14 protein-coding genes and 1 pseudogene are annotated in these 15,426 nt (G+C 69.8%); 9 read left to right on the forward strand and 6 right to left on the reverse strand.

From position 1 onward, the window contains the following. Positions 1–21 precede the first annotated feature (21 nt). From V1460_RS06155 to V1460_RS06175, 5 genes are read left to right on the forward strand one after another with little or no spacing between them, the layout of a single operon-like run. On the forward strand, positions 22–222 hold the full coding sequence (locus tag V1460_RS06155) for a hypothetical protein (RefSeq protein ID WP_407077409.1): 201 nt from the start codon (positions 22–24) through the stop codon (positions 220–222). After that, complete coding sequence (locus tag V1460_RS06160) at positions 223–630, forward strand: TadE/TadG family type IV pilus assembly protein (RefSeq protein WP_338672604.1); 408 nt, start codon at positions 223–225, stop codon at positions 628–630. Positions 631–674: 44 nt separating this feature from the next. After that, complete coding sequence (locus tag V1460_RS06165; RefSeq protein ID WP_338677922.1) at positions 675–1,055, forward strand: TadE/TadG family type IV pilus assembly protein; 381 nt, start codon at positions 675–677, stop codon at positions 1,053–1,055. Then, a complete protein-coding gene (locus V1460_RS06170; protein ID WP_338672605.1) occupies positions 1,052–1,504 on the forward strand; it encodes a pilus assembly protein TadG-related protein in 453 nt (150 codons plus the stop codon). The genes V1460_RS06165 and V1460_RS06170 overlap by 4 nt, the downstream gene beginning before the upstream one ends. Before the next feature lie 37 nt (positions 1,505–1,541). Beyond that, positions 1,542–4,352: a BTAD domain-containing putative transcriptional regulator gene (locus V1460_RS06175; protein ID WP_338672606.1), complete on the forward strand. Its 2,811-nt coding sequence runs from the start codon at positions 1,542–1,544 to the stop codon at positions 4,350–4,352. Positions 4,353–5,080: 728 nt separating this feature from the next. On the opposite strand, the gene V1460_RS06180 is transcribed toward V1460_RS06175, so the two are convergent. Then, the gene (locus tag V1460_RS06180) at positions 5,081–5,281 is read right to left on the reverse strand and encodes a hypothetical protein (protein ID WP_338678380.1); all 201 of its coding nucleotides are present in this window, start codon (positions 5,279–5,281) and stop codon (positions 5,081–5,083) included. On the opposite strand from V1460_RS06180, the gene V1460_RS06185 reads away from it, so the two are divergent. From V1460_RS06185 to V1460_RS06200, 4 genes are all read left to right on the forward strand, one after another. Then, entirely contained in the window at positions 5,232–6,314 is a 1,083-nt protein-coding gene (locus V1460_RS06185; protein ID WP_407077410.1) for an AAA family ATPase, read from the forward strand. The genes V1460_RS06180 and V1460_RS06185 overlap by 50 nt on opposite strands. A gap of 74 nt (positions 6,315–6,388) precedes the next feature. Beyond that, positions 6,389–8,209: a VWA domain-containing protein gene (locus tag V1460_RS06190; protein ID WP_338672607.1), complete on the forward strand. Its 1,821-nt coding sequence runs from the start codon at positions 6,389–6,391 to the stop codon at positions 8,207–8,209. Positions 8,210–8,286: 77 nt separating this feature from the next. Beyond that, positions 8,287–9,009, forward strand: coding sequence for a DUF317 domain-containing protein (locus V1460_RS06195; protein ID WP_338672609.1), 723 nt, complete (start codon positions 8,287–8,289; stop codon positions 9,007–9,009). A 392-nt stretch (positions 9,010–9,401) separates the two neighbouring features. Continuing rightward, a complete protein-coding gene (locus tag V1460_RS06200; protein ID WP_338672610.1) occupies positions 9,402–9,923 on the forward strand; it encodes a hypothetical protein in 522 nt (173 codons plus the stop codon). Between the two features lie 118 nt (positions 9,924–10,041). Here V1460_RS06200 and V1460_RS06205 read toward each other — a convergent pair. The 5 genes and pseudogenes from V1460_RS06205 to V1460_RS06225 form a co-directional block, all read right to left on the reverse strand. Further along, positions 10,042–10,813: pseudogene (locus V1460_RS06205) on the reverse strand (ExeA family protein). 35 nt (positions 10,814–10,848) lie between these two features. Further along, complete coding sequence (locus V1460_RS06210) at positions 10,849–11,079, reverse strand: hypothetical protein (RefSeq protein ID WP_338672611.1); 231 nt, start codon at positions 11,077–11,079, stop codon at positions 10,849–10,851. Then, positions 11,076–12,455, reverse strand: coding sequence for a DDE-type integrase/transposase/recombinase (locus tag V1460_RS06215; protein WP_338672612.1), 1,380 nt, complete (start codon positions 12,453–12,455; stop codon positions 11,076–11,078). The genes V1460_RS06210 and V1460_RS06215 overlap by 4 nt, the downstream gene beginning before the upstream one ends. A gap of 100 nt (positions 12,456–12,555) precedes the next feature. Next, entirely contained in the window at positions 12,556–12,939 is a 384-nt protein-coding gene (locus V1460_RS06220) for a helix-turn-helix domain-containing protein (RefSeq protein WP_338672613.1), read from the reverse strand. Positions 12,940–14,130: 1,191 nt separating this feature from the next. Further along, positions 14,131–15,204, reverse strand: coding sequence for a hypothetical protein (locus tag V1460_RS06225; RefSeq protein WP_338672614.1), 1,074 nt, complete (start codon positions 15,202–15,204; stop codon positions 14,131–14,133). Between the last annotated feature and the right edge of the window lie 222 nt (positions 15,205–15,426).

Consider the following 15,426-nt stretch of genomic DNA (forward strand, 5'->3'; position numbering starts at 1 on the left):
GAGATCGAAGAAAGAGCACTCATGATGTTCCACCTCGACGCCCTCGCCGGTCTGGCGCGTGCTCACGTTGCCGATGCTCGCCGCCACCTGCGCTCGGATGCGGGATACACCACCGAGACCATCGTGGTCACGGCCTTGCTGGCCACCCTGGCCCTGGCGGTGGTGGGCATCATCGTGGGCAAGGTGCTGACCAAGGCCAACGGCATCGACCTCGGCGGCTAGATGACCGCGTCTTCACGTCGGCAGTGCGGTGATCGTGGGGCGGTGAGCCTGCAATTGGTACTGGTCGTCCCGCTGTTGCTGCTGATCGCGCTGCTGGTGGTGCAGTTCGCTCTCGTCTGGCATGCACGGCACATCGCTCAGTACGCCGCCGAGCGGGGGCTGGCTGCCGCCCGCGTCGAGGACGGCACCGCGGCAGACGGCCGGGCGCAGGCAAGGCGCAGCCTCGCCGCATTGGGCGACCGAGTCCTGATCCGCCCTTCCGTGATCGTCGAACGCACCGCCACTCGGACCACCGTGCGGGTCAGGGGGCCGGTCATCCGGGTAGTGCCCGGCCTGACACTGCATGCCGCGGGCACAGCTTCCGGGCCCACCGAGAGGGTCACGACAGCGACCGGAGGCCAGCCGTGACCCGCAGGGCACTCCGCAGGCGAGACGAGCGGGGTTCGGCGGCGATGGAGTTGGTGCTGGTGACACCCCTGCTCGTGCTCGTCCTCCTGGTCGTGGTCGCATTCGGGCGACTGGCCGATGCACGCTTGATCTTGGCGGACGCCGCATACCAGGCTGCCCGCGCCGCCTCCCTGGCCCGCACCGAAAAGGAAGCCCGGGCCCAAGCCGAGGGCGTGGCGAGTGCGGCACTGAACGAGGCGGGAGCTTCATGCACGCGGCCCAGCGTCCGCCTGGTTACCCGCGGCCTCGCACCAGGCGCCACGGTGACTGCGCAAGTCTCGTGCACCGCGGAACTGGGCGACCTGACTCGCACAGGGCTACCCGGTCGCGTACGCCTCGCCGACACGGCGCATTCCGTCGTCGACGTCTTCAGGAGCACGCCGTGAACAGACGCGTCCGAGCACATCCTGCCTCCGGCCGACTTCGATCGACCTTCTGCCATGATGACCGCGGACAGCTCACCCCGTTCGCCGTCGGCGTCATCGCGGCGCTGTGGCTGTTCGCCGGAATCGTCGTCGACGGCGGACTCGCCCTCGCCGCCAAGGCCCAGGCTCTGGATACAGCTCAAGAAGCCGCCCGTGTGGGTGCACAGCAACTGGACGTAGGCCGACTGCGCAGAGGCAGCCAGGTCCGACTGCTGAAACAGAGAGCCGCGGCCGCTGCCCGCGCCCACATCGCTTCGACCGGGGACACAGGTACGGCGTCGGTCCGGAGTGACGCCGTCACCGTGCACGTCACCCATCACCAGAGCACTCAGGTACTGCAGCTCATCGGCCTGCGCACCCTCACCGTGCACGCCACCGGCTCCGCACGCGCGGAACGCCTCACCCCCTGACAATCGATCACCTGGCTGAGGAGAGCGACGGCGGCAAATGATCACCCATTCCCCTTGGCGTCAGCGCCTGAACGCAGCCGTCACGGCCGTCGGCACCCTGGCCCTTGCGCTCACCCTCCTGGCAGGGATGCCCTACGTACTGTGGCGGGCCGCAGGCATCCCCTGGCCGGAACACGTCTCCTCCCTCGCTGAGTTCGGCCAACGGCTCCTCCAACCGGTCAGCGATCCTCTGATGATCGACCTGCTGGCCGTCACGGGCTGGCTGTGCTGGGCCGCCTTCGCCTTCAGCGTCATCCGCGAGACCATCTGGTACACCACCCACCTCCCACAACTGCTGCGCAGCCGGCACGCGCACCATGAGCATCTGGCCACACTGTCACTGCGGGGCTCCATGGCCGCCCTGTGCGTCGGAACCCTCGTCGTCGCCGTACTCACCCTGTGCCGCCCCCACCCGGCCGGCGCCCAGCAGCCCACCTCTTCGGGCGAGCTACGAGCGCACATCGCGGCAACAGCCCCGATCGCTCCCGTCCCGGTCGCCTTCGCCTTTCGCACGGCCAAAAACGCCGCGGACTCCACTGAGGCCATGCCCCCGGGCAGCAGCTCGTCACCTGCCGTACCGCACGGGCAGGCACAGGACCTCCGGCACATTGAGTACACCGTCATCGAGGGCGACTCCCTCTGGGACATCGCGCACACGCACTTGGGTGACGGGATCAACTGGCCGCGCATCTACGCGCTCAACAAGGACCGCACCCAATGCGATGGCGCCCGACTCACCGACCCGGACCTGCTCAGGCCGGGATGGCAGCTGACCATCCCCGCCACCTCAGCCATCGCTCGCCCATCGACACCGCCTCCGGCGGACCCCCCGCCCGTCACGCCCCCGACCTCACCCGCCGAGAACTCACCGGCTCAAGCACCCTCTCACCAGCACGCTGATACCGGCCGTTCACAGCCAGGCGCCCCGACTCCCGCCAAGATCGATCGGTCGAGCGGTGCCAGCACCACCAGGGCGGACGCAACGCAAGGCCCGGCTGCGATCAGCCTCGGAAGCGCCAGCCTGATCGGTATCACCACAGCAGCAGGCCTGCTGGCCGCACGCCGCTACTGGTTCTGGCACCAACGACGACTCAGAGAGCCCGACAAGGAGACGGAAGTACCCGCCCTGAGCCCACTGGTGGACAAGGCGGCACGGGCAGCCCACGCAGCCACTCAACCCCGCCTGCCACAGGATCCCGACGCTCTGATCACCCGCCGCACCCCGCCGCAGCAACCCCAGCCCTCGAGCACAGTCACCATCGGCGTTCGGGACGACACCGAGGTCCCGCTCGACGCTCTCGCCACTCCAGGAGGCTGCGCCTGGGTCGGGCCCGGTGCCGAAGGCGCTGCCCGAGCCCTGCTGGTGGGCATCCTCACCGCCGCCGAACGCCAGCGGCCCAAGCCTCCGCACGTTCAAGCGATCGTTCCCAAAGACGTGGCCGACAGACTCCTACCCGGCCTTCCGGCGCAGTTCACCGCACTGACCCAGAGCAGCGACCTCACACAGGCCATTCGAGCGGCCGAGCAGCGACTGATCGCTTACGCCCGAACCCAGGCCGAACTCGAGGCCGGGCCCGTGGCAACCGAAGCGGAGCATGCCCACGCCGCCGAGCGGAGCAGCCCCGGCACCCTGCTCCTGCTCGCAGTGCCGGACGCCGCAACCACCGGTCAGATGCAGGCACTGGCCGCCCGCAGCCGTCCCGGCGGCCTGATCGTCCTCACTCTGGGTACCGCTCTGCATGGTGCCGCGCGCTGGCAAGTTTCCGCAGACGGCACCACCATCCCCCAGTCGTACACAGACCGTCCCAGCCCTCTCCGGCTGTTCCACCTCAGCCCCGAGGCAGGCCAGGACATGACGGACGTGCTGCTCACCGCCCACGGGCAACGCCCTCGGCTGCGCATTCTCCCCATCCCCCACCAGCCCGCGCACGACAAGCACCCCGAACCGCCGACCGAGTCCGAGTCCGAATCCGACGACCGACCCTGCTCGCCGTACTCAGTGGATACGGCGTCACGGCCGACGCAAACCAAACCGGTACGCCTCCACGTCCTTGGACCCATCACCCTCTACGCCCGAGGCAACCCCGATCCCATCGGTACGAACCTGCGCAGCGAAGTCCATGAATTCCTCGCCCTGCTAGCCGCCCACCCCACCGGCCTGCTCGCCTCCGACATCGCTGACAAACTCCACCTCGCCCCGGGAAGCGACCAAAACGCACTGAAAAACCTGCGCCGCGCCGTCCGGCGAGCCCTACGTGCCGCCACCGGAATCACCGCGCAAGAATTTGTCCTCCTTCAAGGAGAATTCCATAAACTCCATCCTGACCTCGTGGAAATCGACCTCGCCGACTTCACCCGCTGCCTGAAGGGAGCCTTCTCCGCGCCGTCCACGTCAGGCGACGGAGACGAGAACACTGCCTTGGCCGTCGTGTGTGACGCTCTGACCCACTACCGAGGACCCTTCGCGCAAGGCAGCGACTACCTGTGGGCCGACGCCATCCGCGAACACCTCGCCACCCAGGCCTCCGACGCCGCCTTGCGCCTGGCCCGCCAAGCCGAACGAGCCGACGCCGCACCCCAGGAGCGGACCGAAGCCCTCGCGCTCCTGGAGCACCTGGGCACTCTGCACCCTGACCACGAGAGGCTGGCGCAGCACACCATCCGCCTCTACCAGACCGCAGGGCGCCACGACGCAGCCCGGCACACGTACACCCGCCTTGAGCGCCACCTTGCGGACCTCGGCCTCGCACCAGAGCCAGTCACCAAGGCCCTGGTCACGCCCAGGAGTCCAGCCGGTGTGACGCGGTAGACCGGCAAGTCCCGCAGGGCCTCTCCACCACTTTTCGGGCGAGTGTGACTCGATGGCGTTCGCCCCGTCGTTTCTGGTGTCGTATCCACCGTCACTTACGGGTGCGCGCTTGGATACGACACCCCAGTGAACGGGAACCCGGCAGGTCAGGCGGCACGCGAGCCACGGCCGGGCGAGGGCGACTGTATATCGGTGCAGCAACACATCCCGATCCACCACCAGCCGGCCCCGGCGCCCGCTGCCCACCAGCACGTCGCTGCCGTCATCCGCCGCCCTACTGCAACCCCTCATTGATGCCTCTATCTCGAACCACTCGGCCATGCACGCTTGCTTGACACCCGCACTGTGAGGCGCGGCGGCACCCAGGCGCAGCCGAGGGCGGCCGCGCCGGTGGCGTGATTCGCGCGTGCAGTCGATTTCCCGAAATGTCGGCGCCGCGCCTACGCCTGGGAATCGGTCGTCCAGGTCACCGGCGACGACGCCTTGCGTCGTACCGCCGGGAATTCCCCTGAAATAGGGTCGTGAATTCGCGAGAATTCCAGCATTCCTAAGTCGAAATACGGCTTTAAGTGATGTGCGGGTCGAGCTATATTTGAATTGTTCCCGGAGAATGCGGGAAAGGGAACCCCTCGACGAACTCCGCCCGAAAACGGATGACGGGTGGAGTGCGCCCAAAAACGGGCCTGGGGTTCTCGGATTCGGTTTGGCAGTGTCTGCAGAGAAGGGCTTTATGAGATGACCGCTACCGCCGCACCGATGCCCGAGCCGTCGGGGACCGGCACGCAGACACCCGCGTCCCGTGCGCCGAATAGCTCGACAGTGGCTGTGAGTTCACCCTCGGGTCCGGGCGGGAAGGCGCGTCCGGGCCAGCTACGGGCGATGATCGCGCGAGTGCTGTCGGGGAACCCGGCGGCCATGTACAGCGTCACGGAGCTGTCGGGGATGCTGGGGCATTCCGGCGGGGCGGTGGGCAATGCTTGCGAGACCCTGACGGTTCGGGGTGAAGCGGAACGGTGCGGCTCCAAACCGCGCATGTACCGGGCGACGGCATCGACTTCCGCTGCCGCCCAGTTCCCCCCGGGGCCTTTGCCCGTCCCGAGCCCAGGGCCGACGGCGCCGCGCCGGTCCGCCGCACCAGCGGCTGCGGCTTCCCCGCCGGGCGGGCGCCCGGAGCCGATCATCCGCCCGAACGGGCAGCGCTACCACCCGAGGGCATTGGCGCAGTTGCCGGATGTGGAGGCGCTGCGGCGGCTGCGTCAGGCGCAGGTGGCGGTGTTGCTGTACGGGCCGCCGGGCACAGGGAAGACCTCGCTGATCGAGGCTGCCTTCCCGGACCTGATCACGGTGGCCGGGGACGGCGACACCACGGTCGGCGACCTGATCGGGGAGTACACCCAGGACGCGGGCGGCGGCTACCAGTTCATTCACGGACCGCTGGTGACCGCCATGCAGGAAGGCCGCGCCCTCCTCCTGGACGATGCCACCCTGATCTCGCCGAAGGTGCTGGCCGCCCTCTATCCGGCGATGGACGGGCGCAGACAGATCCAGGTCAAGGCCCACAAGGGCGAGACAGTCACCGCCGCCGACGGGTTCTATGTGATCGCCGGACACAACCCGGGTGTTCACGGGGCAGTCCTCACGGAGGCTCTCGCCTCCCGGTTCAGCGTGCAGATCCAGGTGGGCTCCGACTACGACCTGGCCGCCTCCCTGAGCATCGACCGCACGGCGGTGCGGATCGCCCGCAACCTCGCCACCCTCCAGCAGGCAGGCGACACCGGATGGGCTCCACAACTACGGGAGCTGATCGCCTTCCAGAAGATCGCCGACGTGCTGGGCACCGAGGCGGCCTTCGCCAACCTGGTCGGCATCGCCCCCTTGGAGGACCGGGACACGGTCGCCGAGATCGTCACCAAAGTCATCGGCCGCCCGGTCACCGCCCTGACCCTGGGCCGCCAGCTCTGACCCGACCCGCCCGGGTCCGGCCAAGTGCCGGGCCCGGCCCCCACCACCAACCCCTGGAAGGGATCCCGTCTGCCATGCCCGCACCCGCTCACGTGTTGCTCGCGCCGCCCGCACCCACCGACGCCGAACTGGCCCACGCCCGCTGGGAGGACGACGGCGGCCCCGCGCACGAGCCGAGGCCGGGCCCGCAGACCGGGCACTGGCTGCGGATCGCCGCCGCCCTGACCACGCGCCTGCCCGAACTGACCGGACGCGAGGACGTGATCGTCACTTGCGAGACACAGACCCGCTCCGGCGCCCCGGCGTCCTTCTTCCCCGCCCGGGCCGCCCTGGAGATCGACCGGGCACTCTTCGCCCCCCTGCACCCGACCGCCATCGACCCCACCCGGCCCGGAGACGAACACAACTACCCGGTTGCCTGGGGAGCGTTCACCCACGAGGCCGCGCACGCCGCCCACAGCCGATGGACCACCCCGCCACCGCTGCGCGGCACCGCCCTGGACGCGGCGGCCCAGATGCTGGAGGAATCCCGCGCCGAACGCGCCCACCTCGCACGCCGCCCCGCCGACCGCACGTTCCTTCGCTCCGCCCTCCACACCCTGGTCCTCGCCGACTTCACCGCCCAGACACCGGGAGACGCGTGGCAGGCCGGGCTCGCCGCCGCCCTGATCCTCGCCCGACGCGACGCCGAAATCCTCGACCCGGACGAAACCCTGCCCGTCCAACAAGCGGTCAGCGGCATTCTCGGCCCACACCGGCTGGACACCCTCCAAACCATCTGGACCGCCGCGCACACCACCGCCGACGAGGACACCCAGAGCATGCTGGAACACGCCCGCGCCTGGTGCCAGGCCCTCGGCGCGGCCCCCGACAAGCCGGAACCGGCCCCGGACGCGCGTTGCGGGCACATCGGTGAACTGGCCGAGGCGATCGGCAACGCCACCGCCCGGGTCACTGCCAACGAGGCCGCCCAGCGCGAGGCCCAGGCCCGCGCCACAGCCACCCGCACCGCCCGCACCCGGGCGAAGGCCGCCCAGGCCGCCCACGCACGCGAGGCCGCCCGGACCGCCCAGAAGGTCTTCGCTCCCGGGGCACGCCCCTTCACTCCGGACAGCCAGCGAGGCAAAGGACAGCGTCTCTCCTCACCGGTGACCGGGACCCGGCCGCCCACCCCGGCGGAGAAGGCGGCAGCGGGGCAGCTCGCGCGGGTCCTGCGGGCGGCGGCCTTCCGGGAACGCACCATCACCGTCACCGCCTCGGCGGCCCCGCCCGGACGCCTGAGCATGCGAGGCGCACTGGCGAGGGACGCGCAGAAGGCGGCGGGAGCGATGCCCACCGCCCAGCCCTGGATCCGCACCCAGCGCCGCCAAGGCCCCACCCCACCACTGCGGGTCGGTATCGCGGTCGACGTCTCCGGCTCGATGCAGGCCGCCGCCGCACCGATCGCCTCCGCCGCCTGGATCGTCGCCAAGGCCGCCGCGCTCACCGACCCGGACTCGCGTACCGCGACCATCGCCTACCGCCGATCCCTGACCGCGATCACCATGCCCGGCCGCGCCCCTACAACGGTGACCGAGTTCGACGCGGCTGGCGGCGGACACAGCCTCGCCGAGGCCACCGACGCCCTCACCGCCGCACTCGACCTCACCACCCCTGGCGCGGGCCGCCTGCTGGTCATCGCCTCCGACGGCTACTACCGCCCCGCCGAAGCCGCCACCGCCGCCGAACGCGTCACCGCGCTGCGCGCGGCAGGGTGCGCGGTGCTGTGGCTCGCCTTCGATCCCGACCCCCGCCCCCTGCCCGGCACCACCCTCCTGGAACTCACCGACCCGGCCCAGGCCGCCGCCGTGATCGGCAAGGCCGCCACCCGCGCCCTCGCCACCACCAACCCCTGACCCCGGTGCCGCCCCCGGGTCACGACCGAGGGACGGCACCCCGGAACAACCGCACCGCAAACAAGGGAAGTCCAGACATGGCCCCACGACGCAATCCCCCATACCTGATCTCCCCCTGCCACCTGGCGGGCCCGGACGCCACCGCTACCGGCTCCCTGGTCATGTGGCTGCTGGCTGACGGCTGGCAGATCGGTTCCCACGAGCACGCCATCGTGTTCAGCCGTCGCGAGGAGGGCGGGCTGCTGGAAGCCCTCCAGGTCCGAAACCGCACATCGCCGGTCCAGAGCACATGCCCGGCCTCCTGGAGCTGGGAGTTCACCGCCCGCCGGGCCCCCGGAGTAGCTGCCGCCTGGAAGGTGCGCTTTGCCCCGGCCACCCCGCCTGAACTGATCGCCACGCTCGCCACCGCCCTCACCGACCCGGCCCAGGAGCTCTCCGACCAGGGTCGGCCCCACTACCTGAGCGCACCGCTGCCGCACGAAGCGGCCACTCGGCCGCTGGACGCGGCGGGCTGGATGCGCGATCTCGCCCAGGATGAGTGCGTGTGGTACGGGCCCGACCAGCAGACTGTCGTGGTCACACCGCTGCCGCCCAGCATCTGCGGCAACGTCGGCACGAACTGGCTGCTGGCTGCCCGGCGCGCCATCGATGACACCGCCCTGTGGTACGCCACCGCGCACCCGCTCACCCCGACCCACCTGATCCGCGCCCTGTGCACCAGGCTCGCCGACCCCGCACCCGTACCCCGGCAGGCGTGCCCCGGTCCGGAGGTCGGGAACTTTACCGTCATCCGCCCCTGAGCCTCCCGGGCGTGCTGCCCGGCACGTTCCGGGTCGGGCAGCACACCCGCCCAACCGCCCGCGTCCCGCAATGACGACAGGGACACCTGCCACGGCGCCGCTCGCCGCAGCGCACGCATCCACGCGCGTACGCCGCACCACCCGCCACGGGCCCCACCGGACGAGCAACGCGGGCTGCTCGCGTACGGCTGACTGCCGCCCTCGGCCCGGAACTGCACCAGATCACCACGGCCCCGAACCGGCTGCGGCGGCATCACCACCCGGCAAACCGCCCTTGGCCAACGCCAATGGCCTCGCCCCTCCGCCGACGAGACCACTCCCACCTGCCGATTCGGCACAAACGCCAACTGTTCGGCCCCGCCGCCGGACACCTTGAGAAAGGACTGAACGGCATGCTCACACCTGATCTCGGCGAACACCGCGTCCTCGTCCACAAGATCCTCGACTACAGCCGAAACCTGTTGGAGGCAAACAATGACTCGTGCCCTCCTATGGCCCGACTACTGCGGAGCGCGACCGACTACATCTGCGACCAGCAGGTCGGCCGGGTGTCGCCCCACCACGCCGCATGGCTTGAGGCCGAGGCCGCCGCGCATCTCATCACAGCCGCTGGATGGCACACGACGGGACTGACCGACCCCACCCTGCCCCAGCAACTGACGCTCCTCGACCACCACCCGCGCGTCGACCGCCTGCGCTTGGTGAACATCGCCGCAGACCTCAGCAACCCGGAGCGACCGGCACGACCCCGCACCGTGCGCATCCCCGCACCCCGTACCCCCACACCCCCCAGCCCTCGCACCAGCGGCAACCCCGGACGTCCGGACCGCCACCGGACGAAATCCTGCAAGTGCGCCTGCAACCAGGAAGATGCCTGCGGCGGCTGCGGACACGACGGCTGCGCAGGACACTGATAAACCACAGCGCCCGCCAAACGCCCTCAGCAACCGGACAGCCCAGCGGGTCGGCTGCGGCGAGGCCGCGCCGGCGGGTGTGGCCAGAGCTGGTCACACCCGCCGAGGACACCAGTGCTCACCGGGTGAGCAGCATCAGCCGCTTGTGGGCGCTGGTCTCGTCGACGATGGGCTTGCCCTCGGCGTATGCGGAGATCAGGGCCTGGACGGCGAGGTTGTTGACGGCGCGGGGATAGCCGCGGGCACTGTCGTGGATCAGCGTGGTCGCGTCGTCGGTGAAGAGGGTGTCGGTGCGGCCGGCCAGTGCGAGGTGGTGGACCAGGTAGGAGGAGGTCTCCTCGTTGGTCATGGACGGCATGTTGTAGCGGACCTGGATGCGCTGGTCGAGGGCGGCCAGGACGCCGAGCTTGATCTTGTGCCGCAGGGTCGGCTGGCCGATCAGCAGGCAGGCCAGCGGACTGCTGGAGTCCATCTCGTCGTTGGTCAGCATCCGGATCGCTTCCAGCTGCTCGTGGTCGAGCAGGTGGGCTTCCTCGATGATCAGGATGGGGACCCGCCCGCGTTCGTTGTTCTCGGTGGCCAGCAGGTCGGTGGCCTGCGGGATCAGCGTCGACTTGTGCGGTCGGGGGGACGCCGCCGAGCGCGGTGACGATCGCGTGGTGGATGCCGGCGACCCCGACCGCGGGGTTCGCCATGTAGATCACCTTGTGGCGGGGGTGGTCCAGCTGGGACAGCGACGCTCTGACCGCGACCGTCTTGCCCGCGCCGACCTCTCCGGTGATCACTCCCAGGGCCCGTTCGCCGATGCACCAGGTGATTCGGGCGACGGCCTGCGCGTGGGAGGAGTGCCGGTGCAGCATCGAGGGCGCCAGGTCTTTGCCGAACGGCATGCGCGTGAAGCCCCAGTGCGCCGTCAATTTGTCTATCAACGCCCGTTGTTCCTCTCCAAGTAGGCGATGGTGTCGTCCAGTTCGGTCGCGGCGCCTTCGGCCCGCCGGTGGAAGCGGACCGCGAGACGCAGGGCCGGGCCGGTGGGCCGTTCGTGATCGAGCATGCGGCCGGCCAGCCGCAGCGTCCGCTCCAGCAGCAGGCGGGCCGACGCCTCCTGGTCGTCGAGCTCGTCGAGCCGGTCCTGGACCGGATTGCCGCTGGTCACGAGCCTTCCTCGGTCAGGTCGACGGCTTCGACGGGCTGGTCGGAGCCGGGCAGGAACACCTCGTAGTTGATCCGCTGCCCGAGCTCCTTCGTGCGCTCGGTGTCGATCAGGCGGAGGTAGTCGATGCCGGTCGGCGCCGGCGGCTCGGCGGCCGGGGTCTCGGGCTTGGCCTTGGGGTGCGCATGCCGGGTGATCAGGTGCGGGATCGCCTTGCCGAACGAGCGGCCGCCGAAGCGGACGTCGATGTCGGTCAGGTCGAAGGGGTCGAAGACCAGCTCGACCTGCCGGCCGATGAGCGAGGCGTCGACGTTGTAGGTGTTGGACTGGAGCGAGACGGTGGCGGTCTTGGCGACCTTCCGCAGCTCGGACCAGCGGAAAGCCTCCCGCAGCGCGTCCGGGGTCGGGGTCGGGAACGGCGCCCCGGCCAGCCAGCGTTCCAGCGGCTGCTGCCCGGTCTCGGAGTGGACCCGCCGGTGATAGACCTGTTCGACCCAGGCGGTGAAGAGCCTGTTCAGCGTGGGCAGGTCGGTGACCTTCTCCGTGTCGACCTCGACGAGGAACTGTTCCCGGACAGTTCGGAAGAAGCGTTCGATTTTGCCTCTGCCCTGCGGGCGTCCCGGGGTCGAGTGGATCAGCTTGATCCCGAGTCTCGCGCATGCCCTGAGCAGGGCGGAGTCCACGAAAGCGGAGCCGTTGTCGACGTAGACGCCTTCGGGGACGCCGCGGGCGGCCAGCGCCGGCCGAAGAGCCGCCGCCAGGCGGACGCTGTCCTCGGCGCCGCCCCAGCGGTGCCCGACCACCGTCCGGCTGTGGTCGTCGACGAACGCGAACAGGTATGCCTTGTGACCTGCGATTTTCGGACCGTGCAGGGCATCGCCGACCCAGAGTTCGTTCGGACGCGTGGCCTCGAACCGGCCGAATGCCTCCGGCGCCTGCCCGTCCGGGCGGGTCAGCAGCTCTAGCCGTTGAAGGTGCCGGTGGACCGTGCGATAGGACGGACCCCAGCCCAGGTGCTGCTGCAGAATCCGTACCACCTGCGCGGTCGACCTGGTCGGGTTCTCCCGCTTCAGCGCGGCCGCCAGGTCCAGCACCTCCTGCGGCGTGCGCGGAGTGACCTGCCGGGTCGGCGGCAGCAAAGCGTCGAAGCCGCCCTCGCGCCAGAGCCTGAGCCAGCGGTCCACCGTCCCCCGCGTGACCTTGACCGGCTTGCCGAACGGATCCGTGTGCACTTTCGCGGCGATCGCCCGGACCATCGCCCCGCGCTGCCGCGGGCTCAGGGCAGCGTCAGCCGCCTCACGGATCAACTGGTAACGGAACAAAGCGACCTGGTGGGCCCGCTCGGCCCGCTGTCGCTCCTCCTCATCGACCAACGCCATCCAGCGGCCCTCCCAGAGCGGTTGCGGACATGCCAACCGCCAGGGTGGAACCGGGCCCACCGCTTCCGTCAGGGCCAGGTCGTGTTGATCGTTTCTGGGTTCAGGCCGACGGCCAGCCCGGTGACAGCAGGCGGCCGTGACAGGCCGCCGACGCCAGCAACCAGGTAGGCACCTTCACCATCCCCAGCCTCGCCGCGGCGGCGAGGGCGAACCCTGTCACCGCGGACACCGCGTCCCGGACCGCCGTCCCGGCCGGAGTCGGCAGCACCAAGGCCGGATCGTCGGCCAGCGCGACCAGAAGGGACGTGAACACCGCCGCGGTCCGGCCCGCCCGGCGCGACCAGCACCGCAGCCAGCCCCGCACCGTCGTGGCCGGCCTGCCCAACCGCGTGGCGATCCGCCGAAAGCCCCACCCCGTCGCCGCGAGTTCAAGCCCGGCGCCGATGACCTCCGCCACATCCGCCCGTCTGACCAGGGACGACACGGGAAGCAGGATGTGCGTCGCCTCGCAGGAGCGGCACCTGGCCCGGCGCGGACGCACCACCACGACCCCGTCCAGAACTCGCAGGCTCCGCGACCGGCCCCAACCCCACCGGACAAGCACTCCACCACAGTCCGGGCACGACAACTCGCCTGCCGACAAGCGCTGTTCGACAACCGAAGCTGTCACATCTACCATGATCAAAGCGCCCTCCGTTGGCGCTCACACGGCCCTCCCGGACGCGGCAAACGAGCGGGAGGGCCGTGGTCATGTTCAGGACATGATCACGGTGCCGCCCAGCGCTCCGAAGAACAACCCTCCTGCACCGACTTGCCCACCATCACCATCACCAACGGCACAACACCGCCCGTTCATCACGATGCTGAGTGGCTATCTACACACGGTCAGCTTCCCCGTCGGCGCGAGCCACGGCATCACGCCCTCCAGCGCAGCCTTGGCGTCCTTCATCTCCAGCCCCATCCACACGTCATCCAGTCTCCCGGGCCTTGCGGTCCGGCGGGGCGGGAAGCCGGAGGCCGCACCTACGGGTGGGAGCTGGGGATGAGCCGGTGGGGGCCGGTGACGGCGTAGGACGTAGCGTGGAGCGCCCACAGCAGACCCGCACACCCACGGTACGGCTCTGCTGTGGGCGCGAGGCCGTCGAGGTCCCGCTCGAGTAAGTCGCCAAAGCGCAGGTTGCGGCCACAATCGGCCCGTCCGCGATCACCCTATGCCTGATGGGCAGTCAGTTTTGATGTCAGCTGCCGCGCACCTCATCCGGCTGACCTCGGGCTACATCGCGACCAAGAACGCGGCGGACGCTCGCGGCCCCTATTGCTGACATGCCGTCCGAAGGGGGTGGGCGCGGCCGCCCCGATCCGCGCCTTGACCAGGGGCTATGCGGAGACCGCTGTTACACCACTCGGCGGGACACCATCCGGTCACCGGGGGCGGGCGGCTCCGACGGATGCGCTCAACTGGCCAGCTGGAACGCTCAATCACACCGAGTTGTGCGGGTAGCCGGATCACATGAGCCGAAGCACGATAGTTGTCATCATCGGCCTCCGTTGACCTGCGGTTTCGACCGGACGAAGCAGCCTGGTTGTCACCGGTGAGGCAAGCGGTTCGTCACACGCCCTGACTCGGCAGCATTCCTGTCCCCGTCTACAGGAGGGTGTGTGACAGGCCGACAGTTCATTGGACCAGGTCTGTGTGTGGATGTTCGGGGGAGGTCGGGCAGACGTAGATCTGCATGTTGTCCGTGCTGCCTACTTCTACCCGCGTCGGCTGCGAGGGGCTCTGGCCCCGGTAGTGAGAGTCAGCCAGGGCGGCCTGGTCTTCCTGCGGCGCCCAGCTGCGACCTTCACCGCCGCCCCACTCAAAGGAAGCGATCGTCAGCAGCGGGACCATCTGCACCTCGCACACAGCGCAGTAGCGACGGTACGGGTCGGTGCGGCCCCACAGAGGCCAGCCGCCGACCTTCCAGCCGGGTGCGTTGCCCAGGTGAACGTGGTAGAACTCGCGCGGATACGCTGCGTAGGAGCTGTCCACGCCAGCGCTGGCTGCCTGCCACCTGCTCCAGTCATCCAGCATCAGCTGCAGCTCCGGGCTCAGATCCAGGCTGTTGGGGTACTCAGTGATCGCTTCTGGCGCCAGCACGCACGGCTCTGGCACGTAACCCGGATAGTCCGCCTCGTACGGTTCCGGTGGTGTGGCGAGGATGTCGCCGACCTCTGCTGCCGAGCGCCAGAACAGGGCGGTCGACGGCTTGTAATGCGGTTCGTGCTCGTACGGGCACCAGAGAACCTGAAGCAGATCGGCCTTCCCGGGCGGCCGCAACAGGGGTATGTCACGCAGGAACAGCTGAGCCACGGGCAACATCGGGACAGGGCATTCGGCGGGATAGGGAGGGCCGGCGTCGAGCCGCTCGGCGAGCCGCGCGGCATCGCGCTCCTTGAGCGCCTCCTCCTCGGGTGTGAGCGTGGCAGCCCGGCCGTCAGGGCGCCACCGGGACCGCAAGCGTCTTCCGAGCCGCACTTCGGTCGGTGACTCGCGGAATCCGGTGTCCACGTGCAGGTGCGCGTCTTCGCAGTGCGGCCACGGCTCCCCTGCCGGCCACAGCAACGGCCCCCCGACCGAGCTGTCCCCTACCGAAGGCGACCCCGGACGCGGATGCAGCCGCACCGCAGGCCGCGCCAACGGAGCCAGCTCGGGAAAGACCGCGGTCACCTGGACGGGCCTCGGCGGAGTAGTACGTACGAAAACCATGCCGGTGATCCTGCCACCAGCCACCGACAGTCCACTGCTGCCTCAATTGGCGTCAGCGTTGATGTCCCATCTCATTTGAGTTGGCAGCGGGTGGCGCCGTGACCTGCAGGGCTGCCAGGTGGTGTGGGAACTGGCTCGGCCGGTGTTCTCAGTCCAGTTGACTCTCGCGGAACCGGGGCTCACGCGGCGGAAGGGCCCGGAGCGCCGGAACCGGCCCATCTC

It is taken from the genome of Streptomyces sp. SCSIO 30461 (genome assembly GCF_037023745.1).
GTDB lineage: Bacteria > Actinomycetota > Actinomycetes > Streptomycetales > Streptomycetaceae > Streptomyces.